Origin of the sequence: Pseudomonas marginalis (assembly GCF_001645105.1) — a bacterium.
Taxonomy (GTDB): domain Bacteria; phylum Pseudomonadota; class Gammaproteobacteria; order Pseudomonadales; family Pseudomonadaceae; genus Aquipseudomonas; species Aquipseudomonas petroselini.
In genome coordinates, this window is record NZ_LKEG01000015.1 from 100,306 (window position 1) to 125,267 (window position 24,962).

At 54.6% G+C, this 24,962-nt stretch carries 35 protein-coding genes; all 35 read right to left on the reverse strand.

Annotated features, from left to right (window positions below):
- Positions 1–54: 54 nt before the first annotated feature.
- The 35 genes from bfr to rpoC all read right to left on the reverse strand — a co-directional run bounded on the left by bfr (position 55) and on the right by rpoC (position 24,957).
- On the reverse strand, positions 55–519 hold the full coding sequence (gene bfr / locus AO064_RS01835; RefSeq protein ID WP_015886133.1) for a bacterioferritin: 465 nt from the start codon (positions 517–519) through the stop codon (positions 55–57).
- 155 nt (positions 520–674) lie between these two features.
- On the reverse strand, positions 675–2,123 hold the full coding sequence (locus AO064_RS01840; protein ID WP_015886134.1) for a catalase: 1,449 nt from the start codon (positions 2,121–2,123) through the stop codon (positions 675–677).
- A 238-nt stretch (positions 2,124–2,361) separates the two neighbouring features.
- Complete coding sequence (gene rplQ / locus AO064_RS01845; protein ID WP_003176402.1) at positions 2,362–2,748, reverse strand: 50S ribosomal protein L17; 387 nt, start codon at positions 2,746–2,748, stop codon at positions 2,362–2,364.
- A gap of 41 nt (positions 2,749–2,789) precedes the next feature.
- The gene (locus AO064_RS01850; RefSeq protein WP_003176403.1) at positions 2,790–3,791 is read right to left on the reverse strand and encodes a DNA-directed RNA polymerase subunit alpha; all 1,002 of its coding nucleotides are present in this window, start codon (positions 3,789–3,791) and stop codon (positions 2,790–2,792) included.
- A 22-nt stretch (positions 3,792–3,813) separates the two neighbouring features.
- Positions 3,814–4,434: a 30S ribosomal protein S4 gene (gene rpsD, locus AO064_RS01855; RefSeq protein WP_003176404.1), complete on the reverse strand. Its 621-nt coding sequence runs from the start codon at positions 4,432–4,434 to the stop codon at positions 3,814–3,816.
- Between the two features lie 18 nt (positions 4,435–4,452).
- Positions 4,453–4,842, reverse strand: a complete 390-nt coding sequence (gene rpsK / locus AO064_RS01860; RefSeq protein WP_002555466.1) for a 30S ribosomal protein S11 — start codon at positions 4,840–4,842, stop codon at positions 4,453–4,455.
- A 30-nt stretch (positions 4,843–4,872) separates the two neighbouring features.
- Positions 4,873–5,229, reverse strand: coding sequence for a 30S ribosomal protein S13 (rpsM, locus tag AO064_RS01865; protein WP_003210063.1), 357 nt, complete (start codon positions 5,227–5,229; stop codon positions 4,873–4,875).
- 129 nt (positions 5,230–5,358) lie between these two features.
- Positions 5,359–5,475, reverse strand: coding sequence for a 50S ribosomal protein L36 (gene rpmJ / locus AO064_RS29930; RefSeq protein WP_002555468.1), 117 nt, complete (start codon positions 5,473–5,475; stop codon positions 5,359–5,361).
- Positions 5,476–5,503: 28 nt separating this feature from the next.
- A complete protein-coding gene (gene secY / locus AO064_RS01870; RefSeq protein WP_003176406.1) occupies positions 5,504–6,832 on the reverse strand; it encodes a preprotein translocase subunit SecY in 1,329 nt (442 codons plus the stop codon).
- Entirely contained in the window at positions 6,833–7,270 is a 438-nt protein-coding gene (gene rplO, locus AO064_RS01875) for a 50S ribosomal protein L15 (protein ID WP_003176407.1), read from the reverse strand.
- A 3-nt stretch (positions 7,271–7,273) separates the two neighbouring features.
- Positions 7,274–7,450 carry a 50S ribosomal protein L30 gene (rpmD, locus tag AO064_RS01880; RefSeq protein ID WP_003176408.1) on the reverse strand — a complete coding sequence of 59 codons (177 nt, stop codon included), beginning with the start codon at positions 7,448–7,450 and terminating at the stop codon, positions 7,274–7,276.
- Positions 7,451–7,452: 2 nt separating this feature from the next.
- Positions 7,453–7,953 carry a 30S ribosomal protein S5 gene (gene rpsE / locus AO064_RS01885; protein ID WP_003176409.1) on the reverse strand — a complete coding sequence of 167 codons (501 nt, stop codon included), beginning with the start codon at positions 7,951–7,953 and terminating at the stop codon, positions 7,453–7,455.
- A 3-nt stretch (positions 7,954–7,956) separates the two neighbouring features.
- Positions 7,957–8,307 (reverse strand): 50S ribosomal protein L18, encoded by a 351-nt coding sequence (rplR, locus tag AO064_RS01890; protein WP_015886135.1) that lies wholly within the window; start codon positions 8,305–8,307, stop codon positions 7,957–7,959.
- 10 nt (positions 8,308–8,317) lie between these two features.
- Positions 8,318–8,851, reverse strand: a complete 534-nt coding sequence (gene rplF, locus AO064_RS01895; RefSeq protein WP_003176412.1) for a 50S ribosomal protein L6 — start codon at positions 8,849–8,851, stop codon at positions 8,318–8,320.
- Positions 8,852–8,863: 12 nt separating this feature from the next.
- Positions 8,864–9,256 (reverse strand): 30S ribosomal protein S8, encoded by a 393-nt coding sequence (gene rpsH / locus AO064_RS01900; RefSeq protein WP_010566853.1) that lies wholly within the window; start codon positions 9,254–9,256, stop codon positions 8,864–8,866.
- 208 nt (positions 9,257–9,464) lie between these two features.
- Positions 9,465–9,770, reverse strand: a complete 306-nt coding sequence (gene rpsN / locus AO064_RS01905) for a 30S ribosomal protein S14 (protein WP_003176414.1) — start codon at positions 9,768–9,770, stop codon at positions 9,465–9,467.
- Positions 9,771–9,783: 13 nt separating this feature from the next.
- The gene (gene rplE / locus AO064_RS01910; protein WP_003176415.1) at positions 9,784–10,323 is read right to left on the reverse strand and encodes a 50S ribosomal protein L5; all 540 of its coding nucleotides are present in this window, start codon (positions 10,321–10,323) and stop codon (positions 9,784–9,786) included.
- Between the two features lie 20 nt (positions 10,324–10,343).
- Complete coding sequence (gene rplX / locus AO064_RS01915; RefSeq protein ID WP_003176416.1) at positions 10,344–10,658, reverse strand: 50S ribosomal protein L24; 315 nt, start codon at positions 10,656–10,658, stop codon at positions 10,344–10,346.
- A gap of 11 nt (positions 10,659–10,669) precedes the next feature.
- Positions 10,670–11,038, reverse strand: a complete 369-nt coding sequence (gene rplN, locus AO064_RS01920; RefSeq protein WP_002555479.1) for a 50S ribosomal protein L14 — start codon at positions 11,036–11,038, stop codon at positions 10,670–10,672.
- 23 nt (positions 11,039–11,061) lie between these two features.
- Complete coding sequence (rpsQ, locus tag AO064_RS01925; RefSeq protein ID WP_003176419.1) at positions 11,062–11,328, reverse strand: 30S ribosomal protein S17; 267 nt, start codon at positions 11,326–11,328, stop codon at positions 11,062–11,064.
- Positions 11,329–11,330: 2 nt separating this feature from the next.
- Complete coding sequence (rpmC, locus tag AO064_RS01930) at positions 11,331–11,522, reverse strand: 50S ribosomal protein L29 (RefSeq protein WP_002555481.1); 192 nt, start codon at positions 11,520–11,522, stop codon at positions 11,331–11,333.
- On the reverse strand, positions 11,522–11,935 hold the full coding sequence (rplP, locus tag AO064_RS01935) for a 50S ribosomal protein L16 (RefSeq protein WP_003176421.1): 414 nt from the start codon (positions 11,933–11,935) through the stop codon (positions 11,522–11,524). Before rplP ends, rpmC begins: the two co-directional genes overlap by 1 nt.
- A 12-nt stretch (positions 11,936–11,947) precedes the next feature.
- Positions 11,948–12,634 (reverse strand): 30S ribosomal protein S3, encoded by a 687-nt coding sequence (rpsC, locus tag AO064_RS01940; RefSeq protein WP_003176422.1) that lies wholly within the window; start codon positions 12,632–12,634, stop codon positions 11,948–11,950.
- A gap of 13 nt (positions 12,635–12,647) precedes the next feature.
- Positions 12,648–12,980: a 50S ribosomal protein L22 gene (rplV, locus tag AO064_RS01945; protein ID WP_003103908.1), complete on the reverse strand. Its 333-nt coding sequence runs from the start codon at positions 12,978–12,980 to the stop codon at positions 12,648–12,650.
- An 11-nt stretch (positions 12,981–12,991) separates the two neighbouring features.
- A complete protein-coding gene (gene rpsS / locus AO064_RS01950) occupies positions 12,992–13,267 on the reverse strand; it encodes a 30S ribosomal protein S19 (protein WP_003232420.1) in 276 nt (91 codons plus the stop codon).
- 16 nt (positions 13,268–13,283) lie between these two features.
- A complete protein-coding gene (gene rplB / locus AO064_RS01955) occupies positions 13,284–14,108 on the reverse strand; it encodes a 50S ribosomal protein L2 (RefSeq protein WP_003176423.1) in 825 nt (274 codons plus the stop codon).
- A gap of 14 nt (positions 14,109–14,122) precedes the next feature.
- The gene (gene rplW, locus AO064_RS01960; protein WP_002555488.1) at positions 14,123–14,422 is read right to left on the reverse strand and encodes a 50S ribosomal protein L23; all 300 of its coding nucleotides are present in this window, start codon (positions 14,420–14,422) and stop codon (positions 14,123–14,125) included.
- A complete protein-coding gene (rplD, locus tag AO064_RS01965; RefSeq protein ID WP_003176424.1) occupies positions 14,419–15,021 on the reverse strand; it encodes a 50S ribosomal protein L4 in 603 nt (200 codons plus the stop codon). The genes rplW and rplD overlap by 4 nt, the downstream gene beginning before the upstream one ends.
- A 12-nt stretch (positions 15,022–15,033) precedes the next feature.
- Positions 15,034–15,669, reverse strand: coding sequence for a 50S ribosomal protein L3 (rplC, locus tag AO064_RS01970; RefSeq protein ID WP_003194649.1), 636 nt, complete (start codon positions 15,667–15,669; stop codon positions 15,034–15,036).
- Positions 15,670–15,750: 81 nt separating this feature from the next.
- Positions 15,751–16,062 carry a 30S ribosomal protein S10 gene (rpsJ, locus tag AO064_RS01975; protein WP_003186070.1) on the reverse strand — a complete coding sequence of 104 codons (312 nt, stop codon included), beginning with the start codon at positions 16,060–16,062 and terminating at the stop codon, positions 15,751–15,753.
- A 158-nt stretch (positions 16,063–16,220) separates the two neighbouring features.
- Positions 16,221–17,414, reverse strand: coding sequence for an elongation factor Tu (tuf, locus tag AO064_RS01980; protein WP_003176426.1), 1,194 nt, complete (start codon positions 17,412–17,414; stop codon positions 16,221–16,223).
- Between the two features lie 30 nt (positions 17,415–17,444).
- Positions 17,445–19,550, reverse strand: a complete 2,106-nt coding sequence (gene fusA / locus AO064_RS01985; protein ID WP_015886136.1) for an elongation factor G — start codon at positions 19,548–19,550, stop codon at positions 17,445–17,447.
- A 30-nt stretch (positions 19,551–19,580) separates the two neighbouring features.
- Positions 19,581–20,051: a 30S ribosomal protein S7 gene (gene rpsG / locus AO064_RS01990; protein ID WP_002555493.1), complete on the reverse strand. Its 471-nt coding sequence runs from the start codon at positions 20,049–20,051 to the stop codon at positions 19,581–19,583.
- 118 nt (positions 20,052–20,169) lie between these two features.
- On the reverse strand, positions 20,170–20,541 hold the full coding sequence (gene rpsL / locus AO064_RS01995) for a 30S ribosomal protein S12 (protein WP_002555494.1): 372 nt from the start codon (positions 20,539–20,541) through the stop codon (positions 20,170–20,172).
- 216 nt (positions 20,542–20,757) lie between these two features.
- Positions 20,758–24,957: a DNA-directed RNA polymerase subunit beta' gene (rpoC, locus tag AO064_RS02000; RefSeq protein WP_015886137.1), complete on the reverse strand. Its 4,200-nt coding sequence runs from the start codon at positions 24,955–24,957 to the stop codon at positions 20,758–20,760.
- Between the last annotated feature and the right edge of the window lie 5 nt (positions 24,958–24,962).

A 24,962-nucleotide genomic window follows, 5' to 3' on the forward strand; every position in this document is an offset into this window, starting at 1 on the left:
CCAATAAAAAGCCCCTGTCACTGCAAAGTGACAGGGGCTTTTTTATAGCCGGAATCAGAACTGCGATTGCAGGTAATTCTCCAGGCCCACCAGCTTGATCAGGCCCAGCTGCTTTTCAAGCCAGTAGGTATGATCTTCTTCGGTGTCATTCAACTGCACCCGTAGAATTTCCCGAGTGACATAGTCGTTGTGCTGCTCGCAGAGCTCGATGCCCTTGCAGAGCGCGGCACGGACCTTGTACTCGAGGCGCAGGTCGGCAGCGAGCATGTCAGGTACCGTGGTGCCCACATCCAGATCATCGGGACGCATACGCGGCGTGCCTTCGAGCATGAGGATACGGCGCATCAGTGCGTCGGCGTGCTGTGCCTCTTCTTCCATCTCGTGGTTGATACGCTCGTAGAGCTCGGTAAAGCCCCAGTCTTCGTACATGCGCGAGTGGATGAAATATTGGTCACGAGCAGCCAGTTCGCCCGTCAGCAACGTGTTGAGGTAATCGATTACGTCGGGGTGACCTTGCATCGCCCTACATCTCCCTGCTTGAAAGTCTGTAGTTTGAACCATGATGACTTGAAGGTCACGGGACCAACGGCAGAAAAGTGAACATTTCCGGAGAAAAGTAGCTGAAATAACGCAAAAACCGCCCAAATGAGGGCGGTTCTGCTTATCGTTTAGAGTTAGTTAAGCGATACACCCAGTGCAGATGCGACCCCTTCTCCATAAGCAGGATCTGCCTTGAAGAAGTACTGCAACTGACGCTGAACAACGTCGCTGGAAACGCCCGCCATGGCGCCGGCAATGTTGTTGATCAGCAGGGCTTTCTGCTCATCATTCATCAGGCGGAACAACGCACCCGCGTGGCTGTAGTAATCGCTGTCTTCGCGATGATCATAACGATCCGCCGCGCCACTCAGTGCCAATGCCGGCTCGGCATACTGCGGAGCCTGCTTCGGTGCATCGGCGTAGCTATTTGGCTCGTAGTTTGGAGCCGCACCGCCATTGCTGCCGAATGCCATCGAACCATCACGCTGGTAGCTGTTAACCGGGCTGCGTGGCGCGTTCACCGGCAGGTGCTGGTGGTTGGTGCCGACACGGTAGCGGTGGGCATCAGCGTAAGCGAACACACGACCTTGCAGCATGCGGTCCGGCGACAAACCAACGCCTGGAACCATGTTGCTTGGACCGAAAGCAGCCTGCTCAACCTCAGCGAAGTAGTTAAGCGGGTTACGGTTCAGCTCCAGCTCACCGACTTCGATCAATGGGAACTCTTTCTGCGACCAGGTCTTGGTCACGTCGAAGGGGTTCTCGTAGTGAGCGCTGGCCTGGGCTTCAGTCATGATCTGGATGCACACACGCCATTTCGGGAAATCACCGCGCTCGATAGCGCCAAACAGATCGCGTTGGGCGTAATCAGGGTCGGTACCGGCCAAGCGTGCAGCGTCAGCAGGCGACAGGTTCTTGATGCCTTGCTTGGTCTTGTAGTGCCATTTGACCCAATGACGCTCGCCCTTGGCGTTGATCAGGCTGTAGGTGTGGCTACCGAAGCCGTGCATGTGACGGTAGCCGTCCGGGATACCACGGTCCGAAAACAGGATGGTGACTTGGTGCAACGCCTCAGGGGAGTGCGACCAGAAGTCCCACATCATCTGCGCACTTTTCAGGTTGCTTTGCGGCAGGCGCTTTTGGGTGTGGATGAAGTCAGGAAACTTCAATGGGTCACGAATGAAGAACACAGGGGTGTTGTTACCCACGATGTCCCAGTTGCCCTCTTCGGTATAGAACTTCAGGGCGAAACCACGAGGGTCACGCTCGGTGTCAGCCGAACCGCGCTCACCGCCCACCGTGGAAAACCGCAGGAACGTCGGCGTTTGTTTGCCGATGGACTCAAACAGCTTGGCGCTGGTGTATTGCGTGATGTCTTGTGTGACCGTGAAGGTGCCATAGGCGCCCGAACCCTTGGCATGTACACGACGCTCAGGAATGTTTTCACGGTTGAAGTGGGCAAGCTTCTCGATCAGGTGAAAATCGTCGAGCAGCAACGGGCCACGCGGGCCGGCGGAACGGGAATTCTGATTGTCCGCAACGGGAGCTCCGCTGGCGGTAGTAAGGATTTTATTCTGGCTCATGCTCAATTTCCCTCAGGTCGGACTTGGAACTGCCGGCTAATCGGCTTGGAGGGAGTATTGATCATCAATATGACGTCTACAAATTCATTAAATTGTAGTCACCGATAGAAAATAACTACCAATATCCCCAGGCCTCATAGTGCCGAGCACAGCGCAAGTAAGCTTGTACAAATCGCGCTTTTATTACGCGCACAAAAAACCGGGCACTAGGCCCGGTTCTTCGTTACAGCTTGTCGTCTTACTCGGCGCTTACAGCTTCGCCGGCAGTAGCACGATCAACCAACTCGACGTACGCCATAGGCGCGTTGTCGCCAGCGCGGAAACCGCACTTGAGGATGCGCAGGTAGCCACCCTCACGGGTAGCGTAACGCTTGCCCAGGTCGTTGAAGAGCTTACCAACGATAGCTTTCGAACGAGTACGGTCGAAAGCCAGACGGCGGTTAGCCAGGCTGTCTGTCTTGGCCAAAGTGATCAGCGGCTCAGCAACGCGACGCAGTTCTTTAGCTTTCGGCAGTGTAGTTTTGATCAGCTCGTGCTCGAACAGCGACACCGCCATGTTTTGGAACATGGCCTTGCGGTGCGAGCTGGTACGGCTCAGGTGACGACCACTTTTACGATGACGCATGGTTCATTCCTTACCAAACTCACGTTCGGTGATTACGACGATCAGGCAGTCGCCTTGTCGTCCTTCTTAAGACTTGCAGGCGGCCAGTTGTCGAGGCGCATGCCGAGGGACAGACCGCGGGAGGCCAGAACGTCCTTGATTTCAGTCAAGGATTTCTTGCCCAGGTTCGGAGTCTTCAACAGTTCTACTTCGGTACGCTGAATCAGGTCACCGATGTAGTAAATGTTTTCCGCCTTAAGGCAGTTAGCCGAACGTACAGTCAGTTCCAGATCGTCAACCGGGCGAAGCAGGATCGGATCGATCTCGTCTTCCTGCTCGATTACCACTGGTTCGCTGTCACCTTTGAGGTCGACGAACGCAGCCAACTGCTGTTGCAGGATGGTTGCAGCGCGACGGATAGCCTCTTCAGGGTCCAGAGTACCGTTGGTTTCCAGATCAATAACCAGCTTGTCCAGGTTAGTACGCTGCTCGACACGGGCGTTTTCCACCACGTATGCGATACGGCGAACCGGGCTGAACGAAGAGTCAAGCTGCAAGCGACCAATGCTGCGGCTTTCGTCTTCATCGCTCTGACGCGAGTCGGCCGGTTCATAACCACGACCACGAGCTACGGTGAGCTTCATGTTCAGGGCGCCGTTAGACGCCAGGTTAGCGATTACGTGATCGGGGTTAACGATCTCGACATCATGATCCAGCTGAATATCGGCAGCGGTAACCACCCCCGAACCCTTCTTCGACAAGGTCAGCGTAACTTCGTCACGGCCGTGCAGCTTGATAGCCAGACCTTTAAGGTTCAACAGGATTTCAATTACGTCTTCCTGTACACCTTCGATGGCGCTGTACTCGTGGAGCACACCGTCAATCTCGGCCTCGACTACTGCACAGCCGGGCATTGAGGACAACAGGATGCGGCGCAGCGCGTTGCCCAGGGTGTGGCCAAAACCACGCTCGAGAGGCTCGAGAGTAATTTTGGCGCGGGTTGGACTGACAACCTGCACATCAATGTGGCGGGGTGTCAGGAACTCATTTACCGAAATCTGCATGGATGCACCTATTTTCTAGCCCTTACTTGGAGTAGAGCTCGACAATCAGGCTTTCGTTGATGTCGGCGGACAGATCACTGCGAGCAGGAACGTTCTTGAAAACGCCCGACTTCTTCTCAGTGTCTACTTCTACCCATTCTACGCGGCCACGTTGGGCACACAGATCGAGAGCTTGGACAATGCGAAGTTGGTTTTTTGCTTTCTCGCGGACTGCGACCACGTCACCAGCACGAACCTGGTAGGACGGAACGTTTACGGTCTGACCGTTAACGCTGATCGATTTGTGCGATACCAGCTGACGGGATTCGGCACGAGTCGAACCAAAGCCCATACGGTATACAACGTTGTCCAGACGGCATTCGAGCAGTTGCAGCAGGTTTTCACCGGTTGCACCTTTCTTGCCAGCAGCTTCTTTGTAGTAGCCGCTGAACTGACGCTCGAGAACGCCGTAGATACGACGGACCTTCTGCTTTTCACGCAGTTGGGTGCCGTAATCGGACTGGCGACCGCGGCGTTGGCCGTGGATACCAGGTGCTGCTTCAATGTTGCACTTCGATTCGATCGCGCGCACGCCGCTCTTCAAGAAGAGATCGGTGCCTTCACGACGAGCGAGTTTGCATTTTGGACCAATGTAACGAGCCATTCTTTACAATCTCCTGGATTACACGCGGCGCTTCTTCGGCGGACGGCACCCGTTGTGCGGGATTGGCGTCACGTCGGTGATGCTGGCGATCTTATAGCCACAGCCGTTCAAAGCACGGACAGCAGACTCACGACCTGGACCTGGACCTTTGACGTTAACGTCGAGGTTTTTCAGGCCGTATTCCAGCGCAGCTTGACCAGCACGTTCAGCAGCTACTTGAGCAGCAAACGGGGTGGACTTGCGGGAACCGCGGAAACCCGAACCACCGGAGGTAGCCCAAGAAAGCGCGTTACCTTGACGGTCGGTGATGGTCACGATGGTGTTGTTAAAAGATGCATGGATGTGGGCGATGCCATCAACCACTGTCTTTTTAACTTTTTTACGAGGACGAGCAGCAGGTTTTGCCATGATAATTTTCCTGTCGATTCGCGTGGGCGATTACTTGCGGATCGGCTTACGCGGACCTTTACGGGTACGCGCGTTAGTCTTGGTACGCTGACCGCGCACTGGAAGACCACGACGATGACGCAGACCACGGTAGCAACCGAGGTCCATCAAACGCTTGATTTTCATGTTGATTTCGCGACGCAGGTCACCTTCAGTGGTGAACTTCGCCACTTCGCCACGCAACAGCTCAATCTGCTCGTCGCTCAGATCTTTGATCTTTGCGGCTGGGTTTACCCCAGTATCTGCGCAAATTTTCTGCGCAGTAGTGCGACCAACACCATAGATGTAGGTCAGCGAGATAACAGTGTGCTTGTTATCTGGAATGTTAACGCCTGCAATACGGGCCATTCAGTGGGACTCCAATTGACAGCTACCTACGCCCCGGAAGCCAAGAAATAGGGCGCGAGATAATATCGCTGTAATAACAAATAATCAACCCGGCAGCGCACTAGCTGCCGGGCTTCAAGCGGATCACACTCAGCCTTGGCGCTGTTTGTGACGCGGTTCCGCGCTGCAAATTACTCGAACAACACCTTCGCGGCGAATAATCTTGCAGTTACGGCACAGCTTTTTCACCGATGCACGAACTTTCATCACCAACTCCTCGAACCTTATGGGGTACTCAGCGCAACATGCCGCTGCCGTAGCCCTTCAGGTTGGCTTTCTTCATCAGGGATTCGTACTGGTGCGAAACGAGGTGCGATTGTACTTGGGACATGAAGTCCATCACAACCACGACCACGATCAGCAACGAGGTCCCGCCAAGGTAGAACGGAACGTTTGCTGCAACCACCAGGAACTGGGGAAGCAAGCACACGGCCGTCATATATAGAGCACCGAACAGGGTCAAACGAGTCAGAACGCCATCAATGTAGCGCGCAGACTGCTCACCTGGACGGATGCCCGGAATAAAGGCACCGGACTTCTTCAGGTTTTCCGCTACGTCTTTCGGATTGAACATCAACGCCGTATAGAAGAAGCAGAAGAAAATAATCCCTGCACTAAACAGCAGAATATTCAACGGCTGACCAGGAGCGATCGACTGAGAGAGGTCCTGCAGCCAGCCCATATTTTCAGACTGACCAAACCAGGTACCCAACGAAGCCGGAAACAGCAAAATGCTGCTCGCGAAAATTGCCGGAATAACACCGGCCATATTCACTTTCAGCGGCAAGTGGCTGGTCTGCGCAGCAAAGACCTTACGGCCCTGCTGACGCTTGGCGTAGTGAACAGCAATACGACGCTGGCCACGCTCAATGAACACCACAAAACCGATAATCGCTACTGCCAGCAAACCGATGGCAACCAGGGCGAAAATATTGATATCACCCTGACGCGCAGACTCGAAAGACTGCCCGATTGCTCTCGGAAGACCGGCGACGATACCTGCGAAAATCAACATCGAGATACCGTTACCAACACCACGCTCAGTAATCTGCTCACCCAGCCACATCATGAACATCGCACCAGCCACAAACGTGGATACCGCGACGAAATGGAAGCCAAAGTCACCAGTGAACGCAACACCCTGCCCGGCCAAGCCAACGGACATGCCGATAGCTTGAACCAGGGCGAGGATGACAGTGCCGTAGCGGGTGTACTGGCTAATCTTGCGACGGCCAGCTTCACCTTCCTTCTTCAACTGCTCCAGCTGCGGGCTGACGGCGGTCATCAGTTGCATGATGATCGATGCCGAGATGTACGGCATGATCCCCAGTGCAAAGATGCTCATCCGTTCCAGCGCGCCGCCGGAAAACATGTTGAACAAGCTAAGAATGGTCCCCTCATTCTGTCGAAACAGGTCTGCGAGTCGGTCCGGGTTGATACCTGGAACCGGGATGTGTGCGCCTATTCGGTAGACGATAATCGCCAGGAACAGAAAACGCAGACGAGCCCAAAGTTCAGACATACCGCCTTTGCCGAGCGCTGAGAGAGCACCTTGCTTAGCCATTTATTCCTCGAACTTGCCGCCAGCTGCTTCGATAGCCGAACGCGCACCTTTGGTGGCGCCGATTCCCTTGCCGATAGTGACAGCGCGAGTCACTTCACCGGACAGCATGATTTTCACACGCTGTACGTTGACGTTGATCACGTTGGCATCTTTCAGGGTCTGCACAGTAACGATGTCGCCTTCCACTTTAGCCAGCTCGGACAGACGCACTTCTGCGCGATCCATAGCTTTCAGGGATACGAAACCGAACTTAGGCAGGCGACGATGCAGCGGCTGTTGACCGCCTTCAAAGCCTGGAGCGATGGTGCCACCGGAGCGGGAGGTTTGACCTTTGTGGCCACGGCCACCAGTCTTACCCAAACCGCTACCGATACCACGGCCCGGACGATGCTTTTCGCGACGGGAACCCGGCGCTGGACTCAGATCATTGAGTTTCATCGATTAACCCTCTACACGCAGCATGTAGTAAGCCTTGTTGATCATCCCGCGATTCTCGGGAGTATCCTGGACTTCTACAGTGTGACCGATGCGACGCAGACCCAAACCTTTAACGCACAGTTTGTGGTTAGGGATGCGGCCGGTCATGCTTTTGATCAGCGTTACTTTAACGGTAGCCATGATCAGAAGATCTCCTTGACAGTCAGACCACGCTTGGCAGCGATGGACTCAGGAGATTGCATAGCTTTCAAACCTTTGAAAGTGGCGTGAACCACGTTTACCGGGTTAGTCGAGCCGTAGCACTTGGCCAGAACGTTCTGAACACCAGCCACTTCGAGGACAGCACGCATAGCGCCGCCAGCGATGATACCGGTACCTTCAGAAGCAGGCTGCATGTACACCTTGGAAGCGCCATGGGCGGATTTCATTGCGTACTGCAGAGTGGTGCCGTTCAGATCAACTTGGATCATGTTGCGACGAGCAGCTTCCATTGCCTTCTGGATCGCAGCAGGCACTTCACGTGACTTGCCACGGCCGAAGCCAACACGCCCTTTACCATCACCTACCACGGTCAACGCGGTGAAAGTGAAGATACGGCCGCCTTTAACGGTTTTGGCTACGCGGTTAACTTGAACCAGCTTCTCAATGTAGCCTTCGTCGCGCTTTTGGTCGTTATTTGACATAACTTAGAACTCCAGCCCAGCTTCACGAGCAGCATCAGCCAGCGCTTTCACGCGACCGTGGTACTTGAAGCCAGAGCGGTCGAAAGCCACTTGCGAGACGCCGGCGGCCTTAGCACGCGTAGCGACCAGCTGGCCAACCTTTGTGGCCGCGTCGATGTTGCCAGTGGCACCATCACGCAGTTCTTTATCCAAAGTCGAGGCGCTTGCCAGGACTTTGTTGCCGTCGGCCGAGATGACCTGGGCGTAGATGTGCTGCGACGAGCGATACACGCAGAGACGCACGACTTCGAGTTCGTGCATTTTCAGGCGTGCTTTGCGAGCGCGACGCAGTCGAGTAACTTTTTTGTCGGTCATTTGCTATGCCCTACTTCTTCTTGGCTTCTTTACGACGGACGACTTCGTCCGCGTAGCGCACACCTTTGCCTTTGTACGGCTCTGGTGGACGGAAGTCGCGGATCTCAGCGGCCACCTGACCTACCAGCTGCTTATCGATGCCCTTGATCAGGATATCGGTTTGGCTAGGGGTCTCAGCGGTGATGCCTTCCGGCAGTTCGTAATCCACTGGGTGCGAGAAGCCAAGGGCCAGGTTCAAAACCGTGCCTTTTGCTTGCGCTTTGTAACCAACACCGACCAGCTGGAGCTTACGCTCGAAGCCTTGGCTTACGCCTTGGACCATGTTGTTTACCAACGCACGCGTGGTACCGGCCATTGCGCGAGTTTGTTGATCGCCATTGCGAGCAGCGAAACGCAGCTCACCAGCTTCTTCAACGATCTCAACGGACGAATGGATGTTCAGTTCAAGAGTACCCTTGGCACCCTTCACCGAAAGCTGTTGGCCTGCGAATTTGACTTCGACACCGGCTGGCAGCTTAACGGGGTTCTTAGCGACGCGTGACATGCTTATCCCCCCTTAGAACACAGTGCAAAGAACTTCGCCGCCGACACCGGCAGCGCGCGCAGCACGATCCGTCATCACACCTTTGTTGGTGGAGACGATAGACACACCCAGACCGCCACGAACTTTCGGCAGATCTTCGGCGGACTTGTACTGACGCAGGCCTGGACGGCTAACGCGCTTCACTTCCTCGATGACCGAACGGCCTTCGAAGTACTTCAGCTCGATGGACAGCAGTGGCTTGGTTTCGCTGCTGATCTGATAACCCGCAATGTAGCCTTCGTCTTTCAGGACTTTGGCAACAGCTACCTTCAACTTGGAAGATGGCATGCTTACGACGGACTTTTCAGCCATCTGGGCATTACGGATACGAGTTAGCATGTCCGCTAACGGGTCCTGCATACTCATGGGCTAGACGCTCCTAATACAAAAAAATTAGCCTTGCGGCTACATATGTCGCCGAGAATCTCCGAGCGTAAAAAACACGGGCTCAGGCGAGCCGCGTATTTTAGACACACTACGGAAATGAAACAAGCCCCAAAAGGGGCTTGTTCCAGATTCAAGGTCACCGGCGGTCAGTATCTTGCGACTCAGACCACCCGGACGTTGAAAGTACTTACCAGCTGGCTTTAACCAGACCTGGTACGTCACCACGCATTGCCGCTTCACGCAGTTTGTTACGGCCGAGGCCGAACTTGCGGTAAACGCCGTGTGGACGACCGGTCAGGCGGCAGCGGTTACGCATGCGCGAAGCGCTTGCGTCACGTGGCTGCTTCTGCAGGGCAACTGTAGCTTCCCAACGCGCTTCTGGACTTGCGTTCAGATCAACGATGATTGCTTTCAGTGCTGCACGCTTCTTGGCGTACTTGGCAACCGTGAGCTGACGCTTCAGCTCGCGGTTTTTCATGCTCATCTTGGCCATGGTCCTACTCCAATCAGTTGCGGAACGGGAATTTGAAAGCACGCAGCAGGGCGCGACCTTCATCATCGTTCTTGGCAGTGGTGGTCAGGGTGATGTCCAGACCGCGGAGAGCATCGATCTTGTCGTAGTCGATTTCCGGGAAGATGATCTGCTCTTTCACGCCCATGCTGTAGTTACCACGACCATCGAAGGACTTGGCATTCAGGCCGCGGAAGTCGCGAACCCGAGGCAGGGAGATCGACAGCAGACGATCCAGGAATTCGTACATACGCTCACGGCGCAGAGTCACTTTGACGCCGATCGGCCAACCTTCACGGACTTTAAAGCCAGCGATGGATTTCCGAGCGTAAGTCACAACGACTTTTTGACCGGTGATCTTTTCCAGGTCAGCTACAGCGTGTTCGATGACTTTTTTGTCGCCGACCGCTTCGCCAAGACCCATGTTCAGGGTGATTTTGGTAACGCGTGGAACTTCCATCACGTTCGAAAGCTTAAGTTCTTCCTTAAGTTTCGGTGCGATTTCTTTCCAGTAAATCTCTTTTAGTCGTGCCATGGTCTTCTACCTAGCAGTGTTCAAGCATCAACCGCTTTTTGGGTCGACTTGAAGACACGAATTTTCTTGCCATCTTCTACTTTGAAACCAACGCGGTCAGCCTTGTTGGTTTCGCCGTTGAAAATGGCGACGTTAGAAGCGTCCAGTGGAGCTTCTTTTTCGACGATACCGCCTTGTACGCCCGACATCGGGTTAGGCTTGGTATGACGCTTAACCAGGTTCAGACCACCGATAACCAGACGGTTATTAGCGAGAACCTTAAGCACCTTACCGCGCTTACCTTTGTCTTTGCCGGCGATCACGATGATCTCGTCGTCACGACGAATCTTTTGCATGTCGGATCTCCTTACAGCACTTCTGGGGCGAGCGAGACGATCTTCATGAACTTCTCAGTACGAAGTTCACGGGTCACTGGCCCAAAGATACGGGTGCCGATCGGCTCTTGCTTGTTGTTCAGAAGAACAGCAGCGTTGCCATCAAAGCGGATAATGGAGCCATCAGCACGGCGTACACCGTGACGAGTGCGGACTACAACAGCAGTCATCACTTGGCCCTTTTTCACTTTACCGCGAGGAATTGCTTCCTTCACGGTAACTTTGATGATGTCACCGATACCAGCGTAACGACGATGGGAGCCACCCAGCACCTTGATGCACATAACGCGGCGAGCGCCGCTGTTATCGGCCACATCGAGCATGGATTGAGTCTGAATCATATAATTTCTCCGACCCCTAGTCCTTAGACTTCCACAGCGCGTTCGAGAACATCAACCAGCGCCCAAGACTTGGTCTTGGCCAGCGGACGAGTTTCACGAATAGTGACTTTGTCGCCGATGTGGCACTGGTTGGTTTCGTCGTGCGCGTGCAGCTTAGTCGAACGCTTAACATATTTACCGTAGATCGGGTGCTTAACGCGACGCTCGATCAAAACGGTGATGGTTTTGTCCATCTTGTCGCTGACAACACGGCCAGTCAGCGTACGGACAGTCTTTTCGGCTTCAGCCATGATCACTTACCTGCCTGCTGGTTGAGCACAGTCTTCACGCGAGCAATGTCACGCTTAACTTGCGAGAGCAGATGAGACTGCCCCAACTGGCCAGTTGCTTTCTGCATACGCAGATTGAACTGGTCGCGCAGCAGGCCGAGCAGTTGCTCGTTCAGCTGCTGTGCGGATTTTTCACGAAGTTCATTCGCTTTCATCACATCACCGTCCGTTTAACAAAGGAGGTGGCGAGCGGCAGCTTTGCAGCAGCCAGGGCGAAAGCCTCACGCGCCAGCTCTTCAGAAACACCCTCGATTTCATACAGGACTTTACCTGGCTGAATCTGGGCTACCCAGTATTCCACGTTACCCTTACCTTTACCCATCCGAACCTCGAGAGGTTTTTTGGAGATCGGCTTGTCCGGGAATACACGGATCCAGATCTTGCCGCCACGTTTTACGTGACGGGTCAGAGCACGACGCGCTGACTCGATCTGACGAGCGGTGAGACGACCACGAGCTACAGACTTCAGCGCGAACTCGCCGAAGCTGACTTTGCTACCGCGCTGAGCCAGACCACGGTTGTGGCCTGTCATCTGCTTGCGGAACTTCGTACGCTTAGGTTGCAACATTTGGCGTACCCCTTACTTAGCAGCTTTTTTACGAGGCGCTGGTGCTTGTGGTTTCAGTTCTTCTTGGCGACCACCAATTACTTCGCCTTTGAAGATCCAAACCTTTACACCGATCACACCGTAAGTGGTGTGAGCTTCGTAGTTGGCATAGTCGATGTCGGCACGCAGGGTGTGCAGTGGCACACGACCTTCGCGATACCATTCAGTACGTGCGATTTCAGCACCGCCGAGACGACCGCTCACTTGGATTTTGATGCCTTTGGCACCAATGCGCATGGCGTTCTGTACAGCGCGCTTCATAGCGCGACGGAACATTACGCGACGCTCCAGCTGCTGAGCTACGCTCTGCGCAACCAGCATACCGTCGAGCTCCGGCTTACGGATCTCTTCGATATTGATGTGCACAGGCACACCCATTTGCTTGGTCAGGTCCTGACGCAGTTTCTCAACATCTTCACCTTTCTTCCCGATAACGATACCTGGACGAGCGGTGTGGATGGTGATACGTGCAGTTTGCGCCGGACGATGGATATCGATACGGCTTACGGACGCGCTTTTTAGTTTGTCTTGGAGATACTCACGCACCTTCAGATCAGCGAACAAATAGTCCGCATAAGTCCGACCGTCTGCGTACCAGACGGAGGTGTGCTCCTTGACGATTCCCAGGCGAATGCCAATGGGATGTACTTTCTGACCCATCTCTTCGACTCCGTTACTTGTCAGCAACCTTGACAGTGATATGGCAAGACCGCTTGACGATGCGATCAGCACGGCCTTTGGCACGTGGCATGATGCGCTTCAGCGAACGCCCTTCGTTGACGAAAACGGTGCTGACCTTCAGGTCATCAACGTCTGCGCCTTCGTTATGCTCGGCGTTGGCTACGGCCGACTCCAGCACTTTCTTCATGATCTCGGCGGCTTTCTTACTGCTGAAAGCCAACAGGTTGAGCGCTTCGCCCACCTTCTTCCCGCGGATCTGGTCGGCGACCAAGCGGGCTTTCTGGGCGGAGATTCGAGCGCCCGACAACTTAGCGGCTACTTCCATTTCCTAACCCCTTAACGCTTGGCTTTCTTGTCTGCCACGTGCCCACGATAAGTGCGGGTACCGGCAAACTCGCCTAGTTTGTGGCCGACCATGTCTTCGTTCACGAGAACTGGGACGTGCAAGCGACCGTTGTGTACAGCGATGGTCAAACCGACCATTTGTGGCAGGATCATCGAACGACGCGACCAGGTCTTAACTGGTTTGCGATCGTTCTTTTCCGCCGCCACTTCGATCTTCTTCAGTAGGTGAAGATCAATAAAAGGACCTTTTTTCAGAGAACGTGGCACTGTCGTATCCCTCTATTTACTTGCGACGACGGACGATCATTTTGTCGGTACGCTTATTACCACGAGTCTTCGCGCCCTTAGTCGGGAAGCCCCATGGCGATACCGGATGACGACCACCAGAGGTACGACCTTCACCACCACCGTGTGGGTGGTCAACCGGGTTCATGGCAACACCACGAACGGTTGGGCGAACGCCACGCCAGCGTTTGGCACCAGCTTTACCCAGCGAACGCAGGCTGTGCTCGGAGTTCGAGACTTCGCCCAGGGTCGCGCGGCATTCAGCCAGCACTTTACGCATCTCACCAGAACGCAGACGCAGGGTCACGTAGACACCTTCACGAGCGATCAGCTGAGCCGAAGCACCAGCGGAACGAGCGATTTGCGCGCCTTTACCTGGCTTCAATTCGATGCCGTGTACGGTGCTACCAACTGGAATGTTGCGCAGTTGCAGAGCGTTGCCCGGCTTGATCGGTGCCAAGGCACCTGCGATCAGCTGGTCACCAGCACTCACGCCTTTAGGGGCGATGATGTAGCGACGCTCGCCATCTGCGTACAGCAGCAGTGCGATGTGAGCAGTACGGTTTGGATCGTATTCAATACGCTCGACAGTGGCGGAGATGCCATCTTTGTCGTTGCGACGGAAATCGACCAGACGATAATGCTGCTTATGGCCACCACCGATGTGACGAGTGGTAATACGACCATTGTTGTTACGACCACCAGTCTTCGATTTTTTCTCGAGCAGCGGTGCGTGAGGAGCGCCTTTATGCAGCTCCTGGTTGACCACCTTGACCACAAAACGGCGGCCAGGGGAAGTCGGTTTGCATTTAACGATTGCCATGATGCACCCCTTCCTTACTCAGCACTGCTGCTGAAATCGAGATCTTGGCCTGGCTGAAGGGAGATAACTGCCTTCTTCCAGTCATTACGCTTGCCCAGACCGCGAGCAGTGCGCTTGCTCTTACCCAGAACATTCAGGGTAGTAACACGCTCTACTTTCACGCTGAACAGGCTTTCGACGGCCTTCTTGATTTCCAGCTTGGTTGCGTCAGTTGCAACCTTGAAAACGAACTGGCCTTTCTTGTCAGCCAGAACCGTAGCCTTTTCGGAAACGTGCGGGCCAAGCAGAACTTTAAATACGCGTTCCTGGTTCATCCCAGCAGCTCCTCGAATTTCTTCACGGCCGACACGGTGATCAAAACCTTGTCGTATGCGATCAGACTAACTGGATCGGAACCTTGCACGTCACGTACATCAACGTGTGGCAGGTTGCGAGCAGCCAGGTACAGGTTCTGATCAACAGCTTCCGACACGATCAAAACGTCGGTCAGGCTCATGTTGTTCAGTTTGCCCAGCAGATCTTTGGTTTTTGGACTTTCAACAGCGAAATCCTGAACCACGACCAGACGGTCAGTACGCACGAGTTCAGCAAGGATGGAGCGCAGAGCTGCGCGGTACATCTTCTTGTTGAGCTTCTGCGAGTGATCCTGTGGACGAGCTGCGAAAGTGGTACCGCCGCCACGCCAGATTGGGCTACGGATAGTACCGGCACGAGCACGGCCAGTACCTTTCTGACGCCAAGGGCGCTTACCGCCACCACGAACGTCGGAACGGGTCTTTTGCTGCTTGCTACCTTGACGGCCGCCGGCCATGTAGGCCACGACTGCTTGGTGAACCAGCGTCTCGTTGAACTCGCCGCCAAACGTCAGTTCGGAAACTTCGATCGCTTGAGCGTCATTTACATTTAATTGCATGTCAGCTTCCCCTTAACCGCGAGCCTTGGCCGCTGGACGTACAACCAGGTTGCCGCCAGTAGCGCCAGGAACAGCACCCTTGACCAACAACAGATTGCGTTCAGCGTCGACGCGCACTACTTCGAGGGACTGCACGGTCACGCGCTCAGCGCCCATATGACCGGACATTTTTTTGCCCTTGAATACACGACCAGGAGTCTGGCACTGGCCAATAGAGCCCGGGACGCGGTGGGAAACGGAGTTACCGTGAGTGTTGTCTTGGCCACGGAAATTCCAACGCTTGATCGTACCCTGGAAGCCTTTACCTTTGGACTGACCGGTTACATCAACCAGTTGACCAGCGGCGAAGATTTCAGCGTTGATCAGATCGCCAGCCTGGTAGTCGCCGTCTTCGAGACGGAACTCCATAACAGTGCGACCAGCTGCAACGTTTGCTTTAGCGAAGTGACCTGCTTGAGCAGCAGTCACGCGCGAAGCACGACGCTCGCCGACAGTGACTTGCACTGCACGATAGCCATCGGTCTCTTCAGTTTTGAACTGGGTGACGCGATTCGGTTCGATCTCAATGACCGTGACCGGAATGGAGACACCTTCTTCGGTGAAAATACGGGTCATACCGCATTTACGACCGACTACACCAATAGTCATGTTGTAAACCTCATGAGTGTACGGGGCTTTCACCCGCTATGGCCGCCCATTTCAGAGCGTTACACGACTAAGACCCAAGTCTTAGCCGAGGCTGATCTGTACTTCCACACCGGCCGCCAGATCGAGCTTCATAAGTGCATCAACGGTTTTATCCGTTGGCTGGACGATGTCCAGTACGCGCTTATGAGTACGGATCTCGTACTGGTCACGCGCGTCTTTGTTGACGTGCGGGGAGACCAGAACGGTGAACCGCTCTTTACGGGTAGGCAGTGGAATTGGACCACGCACTTGAGCACCAGTACGTTTCGCGGTTTCCACGATTTCCTGGGTGGATTGGTCGATCAGGCGATGGTCAAAAGCCTTCAACCTGATACGGATTTGCTGATTTTGCATTGGATTTCAGACTCCGGCTGCTATTCCCAGCGAGCGCAATACGCCCGTTAAAAGGAGGCGCAATTCTATAGACGCCCCAGATAGGTGTCAACCCAATAAAAAAGGCCCCCGCTAAGCGGGGGCCTTCTCAAAAAACCGAGCTACCTCAGAAGAGATAATTACTCGATGATTTTAGCTACAACACCAGCACCAACGGTACGGCCACCTTCGCGGATAGCGAAACGCAGACCGTCTTCCATTGCGATGGTTTTGATCAGGGTGACAACCATTTTGATGTTGTCGCCTGGCATTACCATTTCAACGCCTTCCGGCAGCTCGCAGTTACCAGTCACGTCAGTAGTACGGAAGTAGAACTGTGGACGGTAGCCTTTGAAGAACGGAGTGTGGCGACCGCCTTCTTCTTTGCTCAGCACGTACACTTCAGCTTCGAACTTGGTGTGCGGCTTAACCGAACCTGGCTTGACCAGAACCTGGCCACGCTCAACGTCGTCACGCTTGGTACCACGCAGCAGAACGCCGCAGTTCTCGCCAGCACGACCTTCGTCGAGCAGCTTACGGAACATTTCAACACCGGTGCAGGTGGTGACGGTAGTGTCACGCAGACCAACGATTTCCAGCGGATCTTGAACCTTAACGATACCGCGCTCGATACGACCAGTCACAACAGTACCACGACCGGAGATCGAGAATACGTCTTCGATTGGCATCAGGAACGGCTTGTCGATAACACGGACTGGATCTGGGATGTAGCTGTCCAGAGTCTCAACCAGTTTACGAACGGACGTGGTGCCCATTTCGTTGTCGTCTTTGCCTTCCAGAGCCATACGAGCGGAACCGATGATGATCGGAGTGTCGTCGCCTGGGAAGTCGTAAGTGCTCAGCAGATCGCGCACTTCCATCTCAACCAGTTCCAGCAGCTCAGCGTCGTCTACCAGGTCAGCCTTGTTCAGGTAAACCACGATGTACGGAACGCCTACCTGACGGGACAGCAGGATGTGCTCACGGGTTTGTGGCATCGGACCATCAGCGGCCGAGCAAACCAGGATCGCACCGTCCATCTGGGCAGCACCGGTGATCATGTTCTTCACATAGTCAGCGTGACCTGGGCAGTCAACGTGAGCGTAGTGACGGATCAGCGAGTTGTATTCAACGTGCGCGGTGTTGATGGTGATACCACGAGCTTTCTCTTCTGGTGCGCTGTCGATTTTATCGAAATCAACGATTGCAGAACCGAATACTTCGGAGCAAACGCGAGTCAGAGCAGCAGTCAGAGTGGTTTTACCGTGGTCAACGTGACCGATAGTGCCAACGTTGACGTGCGGTAGGGAACGATCAAATTTTTCTTTAGCCACGACAATTAACTCCTTGCCTAAAGGACTGAATCAGCCTTGTTTTTTGGATACAGTTTCAGCGATGTGCGCCGGAGCTGTGTTGTATTTTTTGAATTCCATAGAGTAGCTTGCGCGACCCTGGGACATGGAGCGAACGTCGGTCGCATAACCGAACATCTCACCCAACGGAACCTCGGCGCGAATCACTTTGCCGGAAACCGTGTCTTCCATACCCAAGATCATGCCGCGACGACGGTTAAGGTCGCCCATGACATCACCCATATAGTCTTCAGGTGTAACAACTTCTACCGCCATGATTGGCTCAAGCAACTCACCACCGCCCTTTTGGGCCAGTTGCTTGGTTGCCATGGAAGCAGCCACCTTAAACGCCATCTCGTTGGAGTCGACGTCGTGGTAAGAACCGTCAAAAACGGTTGCTTTCAGGCCGATCAGCGGATAGCCGGCAACAACACCGTTCTTCATCTGCTCTTCGATACCCTTCTGGATAGCAGGGATGTATTCCTTAGGAACAACACCACCTACTACTTCGTTCACGAATTGCAGACCTTCCTGACCTTCGTCAGCAGGAGCAAAACGGATCCAGCAGTGACCGAACTGACCACGACCGCCGGACTGACGAACGAACTTGCCTTCGATTTCACAGTTCTTCGTGATGCGCTCACGATAGGAAACCTGAGGCTTACCGATGTTGGCTTCGACGTTGAACTCACGGCGCATCCGGTCAACCAGGATGTCCAGGTGCAACTCGCCCATGCCGGAGATGATCGTTTGACCAGTCTCTTCATCAGTTTTGACGCGGAAAGATGGATCTTCCTGAGCAAGCTTGCCCAGAGCGATACCCATTTTTTCCTGGTCATCCTTGGTCTTAGGCTCTACGGCAACCGAAATAACCGGCTCCGGGAAGTCCATGCGAACCAGGATGATTGGCTTGTCAGCGTTGCACAAAGTTTCACCAGTGGTGACGTCCTTCATGCCAATCAAGGCCGCGATGTCACCAGCGCGTACTTCCTTGATTTCTTCACGGGCGTTTGCGTGCATTTGCACCATACGACCCACGCGCTCTTTCTTGCCTTTAACCGAGTTGATCACGCCGTCGCCGGAGTTCAACACGCCCGAGTAAACACGGACGAAGGTCAAGGTACCCACGAATGGGTCAGTGGCAATTTTAAATGCCAGAGCGGAGAACGGTTCTGCGTCGTCTGCATGACGCTCCAGTTCGATAGTCTCGTCATCCGGGTCAGTACCCTTGATGGCAGGAATATCAACAGGTGCTGGCAGATAGTCGATCACAGCATCGAGAACCAGGGGAACACCCTTGTTCTTGAACGAGGAACCGCAAACAGCCAAGACGATCTCACCAGCAATAGTACGCTGACGCAGAGCAGCCTTGATTTCCACGTTGGTGAGTTCTTCACCTTCGAGGTACTTGTTCATCAGCTCTTCGTTGGCTTCAGCCGCAGCTTCAACCATGTTGTTGCGCCACTCGTCAGCCAGTTCCTGCAACTCTGCAGGGATAGGCTTGCGAACAGGAACCATACCTTTGTCAGCGTCGTTCCAGTAAACCGCTTCCATGGTCAGCAGATCGATCTGGCCTTGGAAGTTGTCTTCGGAACCGATAGCCAACTGGATTGGCACCGGGGTGTGACCCAGACGCTGCTTGATCTGACCGATCACGCGCAGGAAGTTGGCACCAGCACGGTCCATCTTGTTTACGTAAACAAGACGTGGAACGCCGTATTTGTTGGCTTGACGCCATACGGTTTCCGACTGAGGCTCAACACCCGAGGTGCCGCAGAACACAACGACAGCGCCGTCGAGTACGCGCAGGGAACGCTCAACTTCAATGGTGAAGTCTACGTGGCCCGGGGTATCGATTACGTTGAAACGGTGCTCGTCTTTGTACTGTTTCTCGGAACCCTTCCAGAAGGCGGTAATAGCAGCAGAAGTAATGGTAATACCACGCTCCTGCTCCTGAACCATCCAGTCTGTGGTCGCGGCGCCGTCATGCACCTCGCCCATTTTGTGACTTTTGCCGGTGTAAAACAGTACGCGCTCAGTGGTGGTGGTTTTACCAGCATCCACGTGAGCAACGATACCGATGTTACGGTAGCGGCTAATCGGAGTAGTACGAGCCATAAAGCCCTCGCAAAATTAGTGAAGCTAAGATTAGAAGCGGTAGTGCGAGAAAGCTTTGTTAGCTTCAGCCATACGGTGCACGTCTTCACGCTTCTTAACAGCAGCACCTTTACCTTCAGCAGCGTCCAACAACTCGCCGGCCAAACGCAGAGCCATAGACTTCTCGCCACGCTTACGGGCGAAGTCTACCAACCAGCGCATTGCCAGGGCGTTACGACGGGACGGACGAACTTCAACCGGAACCTGGTAAGTAGCACCGCCTACACGGCGCGACTTCACTTCGACCAGCGGAGCGATGGCGTCGAGAGCTTTCTCGAAGATTTCCAGGGGGTCGCTGTTCTTGCGTTCTTTAACCTTTTCCAGCGCGCCATAAACGATACGCTCGGCAACGGCTTTCTTGCCGCTTTCCATCACGTGGTTCATGAACTTGGCCAGAATTTGGCTTCCGTATTTTGGATCGTCAAGCACTTCGCGCTTGGCTGCTACGCGTCTTCTTGGCATGGATAAGCCCTCAAACGGTCTTCAGGTTCGCTCGGAATCGGTGCCCTTTCGGGACGCCTCCGACCTTACTCTTATCGACTCAGAAAATAAGATGATTCAGTTTTGCAAAAAGCCGCTACTACTTAGGCTTCTTGGTACCGTACTTCGAACGACCCTGGTTACGACCTTTAACGCCGGAAGTATCCAAGGAGCCGCGTACGGTGTGGTAACGAACACCTGGCAAGTCTTTTACACGACCGCCGCGGATCAGTACCACGCTGTGCTCTTGCAGGTTGTGACCTTCACCACCGATGTACGAGGAAACCTCGAAACCGTTGGTCAGGCGCACACGGCATACTTTACGCAGTGCCGAGTTAGGTTTTTTCGGCGTAGTGGTATACACGCGAGTGCATACGCCACGACGTTGCGGGCAGTTCTGCAGCGCAGGCACGTCGGATTTCTCGACGATACGCTTACGCGGCTGACGTACCAGCTGGTTGATAGTTGCCATCTACTAGCTCCACTGTTGTCTTGCGACGCTATTGTCTTGCAAGAAAAGCAAAATGGCAGGAACGAATTCCCGCCAAATTTAGGGGTACAAGAGTCTAAAGAGGATCTTGCCCCCAGTCAAGGCAAGGCCCCGACCTCCCCTCTCGTCGAACCGGGGCAAATTTGCCTCGTTCCGACGAATGGGGCTGCCAGGGCCCGGACTTATCTAGTGCAGAACTCAGTTACCGCTTGAGTTCAGCGCTTCGGTCAGTGCAGCTTCCACTTCACTGGCGCTTACGCGCAACGGCTTGTCAGCATCACGGCGGCGCTTGCGCTCGCTGTGGTAAGCCAAACCGGTACCTGCCGGGATCAGACGACCCACGACCACGTTTTCTTTCAGGCCGCGCAGGTAATCGCGCTTGCCGGTTACCGCTGCTTCGGTCAGTACGCGAGTGGTCTCCTGGAAGGAGGCCGCCGAGATGAACGACTCAGTGGACAACGACGCCTTGGTGATACCCAGCAACACACGAGTGAACTTGGAGACAAACTTGTCTTCCGCGCCCAGACGTTCGTTCTCTACCAGTACGTGAGTCAGTTCCATCTGGTCGCCCTTGATGAAACTGGAATCGCCGGATTCAGCGATTTCAACTTTACGCAGCATCTGACGCAGGATGGTCTCGATGTGCTTATCGTTGATCTTCACGCCTTGCAGGCGGTAAACGTCCTGGATCTCGTTAACGATGTACTTGGCCAGCGCGCTCACACCCAGCAGACGCAGGATGTCGTGTGGATCGCTTGGGCCGTCGGAGATAACTTCGCCGCGGTTTACCTGTTCGCCTTCGAACACGTTCAGGTGACGCCACTTCGGAATCAGCTCTTCGTACGGATCGCTACCGTCGTTCGGGGTAATAACCAGACGGCGCTTGCCTTTGGTCTCTTTACCGAACGCGATGGTGCCGCTGACTTCAGCCAGAATCGACGCTTCTTTCGGACGACGAGCTTCGAACAAGTCGGCAACACGCGGCAGACCACCGGTAATGTCGCGGGTTTTCGAAGTTTCTTGCGGGATACGCGCGATAACATCACCGATCGCGATCTTCGCACCATCCGCCACACCGACCAAGGCGTTGGCTGGCAGGAAGTACTGAGCGATTACGTCAGTGCCTGGCAGCAACAGATCCTTGCCGTTGTCGTCGACCATCTTCACGGCAGGACGGATGTCTTTACCGGCAGCTGGACGATCTTTGGCGTCGAGTACTTCAATGTTGGTCATACCGGTCAATTCGTCAGTCTGACGCTTGATCGTGATGCCTTCTTCCATGCCCACGTAGGTCACGGTACCTTTCATTTCGGTAACGATTGGGTGAGTGTGCGGGTCCCACTTAGCCACGATTGCGCCAGCGTCGACCTTGTCACCTTCTTTAACCGAAATCACAGCACCGTACGGCAGTTTGTAGCGCTCACGCTCACGACCGTAGTCATCAGCGATCGCCAGCTCACCGGAACGGGACACAGCAACCAGGTGGCCATCCACTCGCTCAACGTGTTTCAGGTTGTGTAGACGGACGGTACCGCCATTCTTCACCTGAACGCTGTCGGCTGCAGAGGTCCGGCTTGCCGCACCACCGATGTGGAACGTACGCATGGTCAGCTGGGTACCCGGCTCACCGATGGACTGGGCAGCGATAACGCCGACCGCTTCACCGATGTTCACTTGGTGACCACGAGCCAAGTCACGACCGTAGCACTTGGCGCAAATGCCGTAGCGGGTTTCGCAGCTGATCGGCGAGCGAACGATCACTTCGTCGATGCTGTTGAGTTCGATGAACTCGACCCACTTCTCGTCTACCAGGGTGCCGGCAGGAACAATAATTTCCTCGGTACCTGGCTTGAATACGTCACGGGCGATTACTCGACCCAGTACGCGCTCACCCAACGGTTCTACAACGTCGCCGCCTTCGATGTGCGGAGTCATCAGCAGACCGTGCTCGGTACCGCAGTCGACTTCAGTCACAACCAAGTCTTGTGCAACGTCTACCAGACGGCGAGTCAGGTAACCGGAGTTAGCGGTTTTCAACGCGGTATCCGCCAGACCTTTACGAGCACCGTGAGTCGAGATGAAGTACTGAAGTACGCTCAAACCTTCACGGAAGTTCGCAGTGATCGGCGTTTCGATGATAGAACCGTCCGGCTTGGCCATCAGGCCACGCATACCGGCGAGCTGACGGATCTGCGCAGCAGAACCCCGTGCGCCCGAGTCGGCCATCATGTACATCGAGTTGAACGACTCTTGATCGACTTCTACACCATGACGGTCGATAACCTTTTCTTTCGAAAGGTTAGCCATCATCGCCTTCGACACTTCGTCGTTGGCCTTGGACCAAAGGTCGATCACCTTGTTGTACTTCTCGCCCTGGGTTACCAAGCCGGATGCGTACTGGCTTTCGATCTCTTTCACTTCATCGGTAGCAGCACCGATGATCTGGGCTTTTTCATCCGGGATAACGAAGTCGTTAACACCGATCGAAACGCCGGAAATGGTCGAATAAGCAAAACCTGTGTACATCAACTGGTCAGCGAAGATCACGGTCTCTTTCAAACCAACCACGCGGTAGCACTGGTTGATCAGCTTGGAGATCGCCTTTTTCTTCATCGGCAAGTTAACAACGTCGTACGACAGACCTTTTGGCACAACTTGATACAACAGCGCACGGCCGACAGTGGTGTCGACGATACGGGTGTTGGTCACGCTGCCGCCATCACGGTCATTGACGGTTTCGTTGATCCGCACTTTGACCTTGGCGTGCAGTGCGGCTTCGCCGGCACGGAACACACGGTCAACTTCCTGCAGATCAGCGAATACACGACCTTCGCCCTTGGCGTTGATCGCTTCACGCGTCATGTAGTACAGACCCAATACAACGTCCTGCGACGGAACGATGATTGGCTCACCGTTGGCTGGCGACAGAATGTTGTTGGTCGACATCATCAACGCACGCGCTTCCAACTGGGCTTCCAGTGTCAGCGGTACGTGCACGGCCATTTGGTCGCCGTCGAAGTCGGCGTTGTACGCAGCACAGACCAGAGGGTGCAGCTGGATAGCCTTACCTTCGATCAGTACCGGCTCAAACGCCTGGATACCCAGACGGTGAAGGGTCGGTGCACGGTTGAGGAGAACCGGGTGTTCGCGAATCACTTCAGCGAGAACGTCCCAAACCTCTGGCAGTTCGCGCTCGACCATTTTCTTGGCCGCTTTGATGGTGGTCGCGAGACCGCGCATTTCCAGCTTGCCGAAGATGAATGGCTTGAACAGCTCAAGTGCCATCTTCTTAGGCAGACCGCACTGGTGCAGACGCAGGGTCGGGCCTACGGTAATTACCGAACGACCGGAGTAGTCAACACGCTTACCGAGCAAGTTCTGACGGAAACGACCTTGCTTACCCTTGATCATGTCAGCCAGGGATTTCAGAGGACGCTTGTTGGAACCGGTGATAGCGCGGCCACGACGACCGTTGTCGAGCAAGGCATCGACAGCTTCCTGCAACATACGCTTTTCGTTGCGCACGATGATGTCCGGAGCGGACAGATCAAGCAGGCGCTTCAAGCGGTTGTTACGGTTGATCACGCGGCGGTACAGGTCGTTAAGGTCGGACGTCGCAAAACGACCACCGTCCAACGGTACCAGCGGACGCAGGTCTGGCGGCAGAACCGGCAAAACGGTCAGCACCATCCACTCTGGCAAGTTGCCGGAACCCTGGAAGGCTTCCATCAACTTCAGACGCTTGGACAGCTTCTTGATCTTGGTTTCCGAGTTGGTTTGCGGAATTTCTTCGCGCAGGCGGCCAATCTCGTGCTCCAGGTCGATAGCGTGCAGCAGTTCGCGGACAGCTTCGGCACCCATGCGGGCATCGAAATCGTCGCCAAACTCTTCCAGCGCTTCGAAGTACTGCTCGTCGTTCAGCAGCTGACCTTTTTCAAGGGTGGTCATGCCTGGATCGATAACGACATAGCTCTCGAAATAGAGAACGCGCTCGATATCACGCAGGGTCATGTCCATCAGCAAGCCGATACGGGACGGCAGCGATTTCAGGAACCAGATGTGGGCAACCGGCGAAGCCAGTTCGATGTGCGCCATGCGCTCACGACGAACCTTGGCCAGTGCAACTTCAACACCGCACTTCTCGCAGATAACGCCACGGTGCTTCAAGCGCTTGTACTTACCGCACAGGCACTCGTAATCCTTTACCGGGCCAAAGATCTTGGCGCAGAACAGGCCGTCACGCTCAGGTTTGAACGTACGGTAGTTGATGGTTTCCGGCTTTTTAACTTCACCGAACGACCACGAACGGATCATCTCAGGCGATGCCAATCCAATACGGATGGCGTCGAACTCTTCGACTTGACCCTGGTTTTTCAGCAAATTCAGTAGGTCTTTCAAGGCCT

Coding starts and splice junctions, on each gene's coding strand:
- bfr (WP_015886133.1), bottom strand. CDS start 519: ATGCAAGGTCACCCCGACGTAATCGATTACCTCAACACGTTGCTGACG.
- AO064_RS01840 (WP_015886134.1), bottom strand. CDS start 2,123: ATGAGCCAGAATAAAATCCTTACTACCGCCAGCGGAGCTCCCGTTGCG.
- rplQ (WP_003176402.1), bottom strand. CDS start 2,748: ATGCGTCATCGTAAAAGTGGTCGTCACCTGAGCCGTACCAGCTCGCAC.
- AO064_RS01850 (WP_003176403.1), bottom strand. CDS start 3,791: ATGCAGATTTCGGTAAATGAGTTCCTGACACCCCGCCACATTGATGTG.
- rpsD (WP_003176404.1), bottom strand. CDS start 4,434: ATGGCTCGTTACATTGGTCCAAAATGCAAACTCGCTCGTCGTGAAGGC.
- rpsK (WP_002555466.1), bottom strand. CDS start 4,842: ATGGCAAAACCTGCTGCTCGTCCTCGTAAAAAAGTTAAAAAGACAGTG.
- rpsM (WP_003210063.1), bottom strand. CDS start 5,229: ATGGCCCGTATTGCAGGCGTTAACATTCCAGATAACAAGCACACTGTT.
- rpmJ (WP_002555468.1), bottom strand. CDS start 5,475: ATGAAAGTTCGTGCATCGGTGAAAAAGCTGTGCCGTAACTGCAAGATT.
- secY (WP_003176406.1), bottom strand. CDS start 6,832: ATGGCTAAGCAAGGTGCTCTCTCAGCGCTCGGCAAAGGCGGTATGTCT.
- rplO (WP_003176407.1), bottom strand. CDS start 7,270: ATGAAACTCAATGATCTGAGTCCAGCGCCGGGTTCCCGTCGCGAAAAG.
- rpmD (WP_003176408.1), bottom strand. CDS start 7,450: ATGGCTACCGTTAAAGTAACGCTGATCAAAAGCATGACCGGCCGCATC.
- rpsE (WP_003176409.1), bottom strand. CDS start 7,953: ATGTCAAATAACGACCAAAAGCGCGACGAAGGCTACATTGAGAAGCTG.
- rplR (WP_015886135.1), bottom strand. CDS start 8,307: ATGACCGACAAAAAAGTTACTCGACTGCGTCGCGCTCGCAAAGCACGC.
- rplF (WP_003176412.1), bottom strand. CDS start 8,851: ATGTCACGCGTCGCTAAGAACCCCGTTAAGCTGCCAGCCGGTGTCGAA.
- rpsH (WP_010566853.1), bottom strand. CDS start 9,256: ATGAGTATGCAGGACCCGTTAGCGGACATGCTAACTCGTATCCGTAAT.
- rpsN (WP_003176414.1), bottom strand. CDS start 9,770: ATGGCCAAGATGAGCATGAAAAACCGCGAGCTGAAGCGTCAGCTCACG.
- rplE (WP_003176415.1), bottom strand. CDS start 10,323: ATGGCACGACTAAAAGAGATTTACTGGAAAGAAATCGCACCGAAACTT.
- rplX (WP_003176416.1), bottom strand. CDS start 10,658: ATGCAAAAGATTCGTCGTGACGACGAGATCATCGTGATCGCCGGCAAA.
- rplN (WP_002555479.1), bottom strand. CDS start 11,038: ATGATTCAGACTCAATCCATGCTCGATGTGGCCGATAACAGCGGCGCT.
- rpsQ (WP_003176419.1), bottom strand. CDS start 11,328: ATGGCTGAAGCCGAAAAGACTGTCCGTACGCTGACTGGCCGTGTTGTC.
- rpmC (WP_002555481.1), bottom strand. CDS start 11,522: ATGAAAGCGAATGAACTTCGTGAAAAATCCGCACAGCAGCTGAACGAG.
- rplP (WP_003176421.1), bottom strand. CDS start 11,935: ATGTTGCAACCTAAGCGTACGAAGTTCCGCAAGCAGATGACAGGCCAC.
- rpsC (WP_003176422.1), bottom strand. CDS start 12,634: ATGGGTCAGAAAGTACATCCCATTGGCATTCGCCTGGGAATCGTCAAG.
- rplV (WP_003103908.1), bottom strand. CDS start 12,980: ATGGAAGTAGCCGCTAAGTTGTCGGGCGCTCGAATCTCCGCCCAGAAA.
- rplB (WP_003176423.1), bottom strand. CDS start 14,108: ATGGCAATCGTTAAATGCAAACCGACTTCCCCTGGCCGCCGTTTTGTG.
- rplW (WP_002555488.1), bottom strand. CDS start 14,422: ATGAACCAGGAACGCGTATTTAAAGTTCTGCTTGGCCCGCACGTTTCC.
- rplD (WP_003176424.1), bottom strand. CDS start 15,021: ATGCAATTAAATGTAAATGACGCTCAAGCGATCGAAGTTTCCGAACTG.
- rplC (WP_003194649.1), bottom strand. CDS start 15,669: ATGACTATTGGTGTAGTCGGTCGTAAATGCGGTATGACCCGTATTTTC.
- rpsJ (WP_003186070.1), bottom strand. CDS start 16,062: ATGCAAAATCAGCAAATCCGTATCAGGTTGAAGGCTTTTGACCATCGC.
- fusA (WP_015886136.1), bottom strand. CDS start 19,550: ATGGCTCGTACTACTCCGATTAGCCGCTACCGTAACATCGGTATCGTT.
- rpsG (WP_002555493.1), bottom strand. CDS start 20,051: ATGCCAAGAAGACGCGTAGCAGCCAAGCGCGAAGTGCTTGACGATCCA.
- rpsL (WP_002555494.1), bottom strand. CDS start 20,541: ATGGCAACTATCAACCAGCTGGTACGTCAGCCGCGTAAGCGTATCGTC.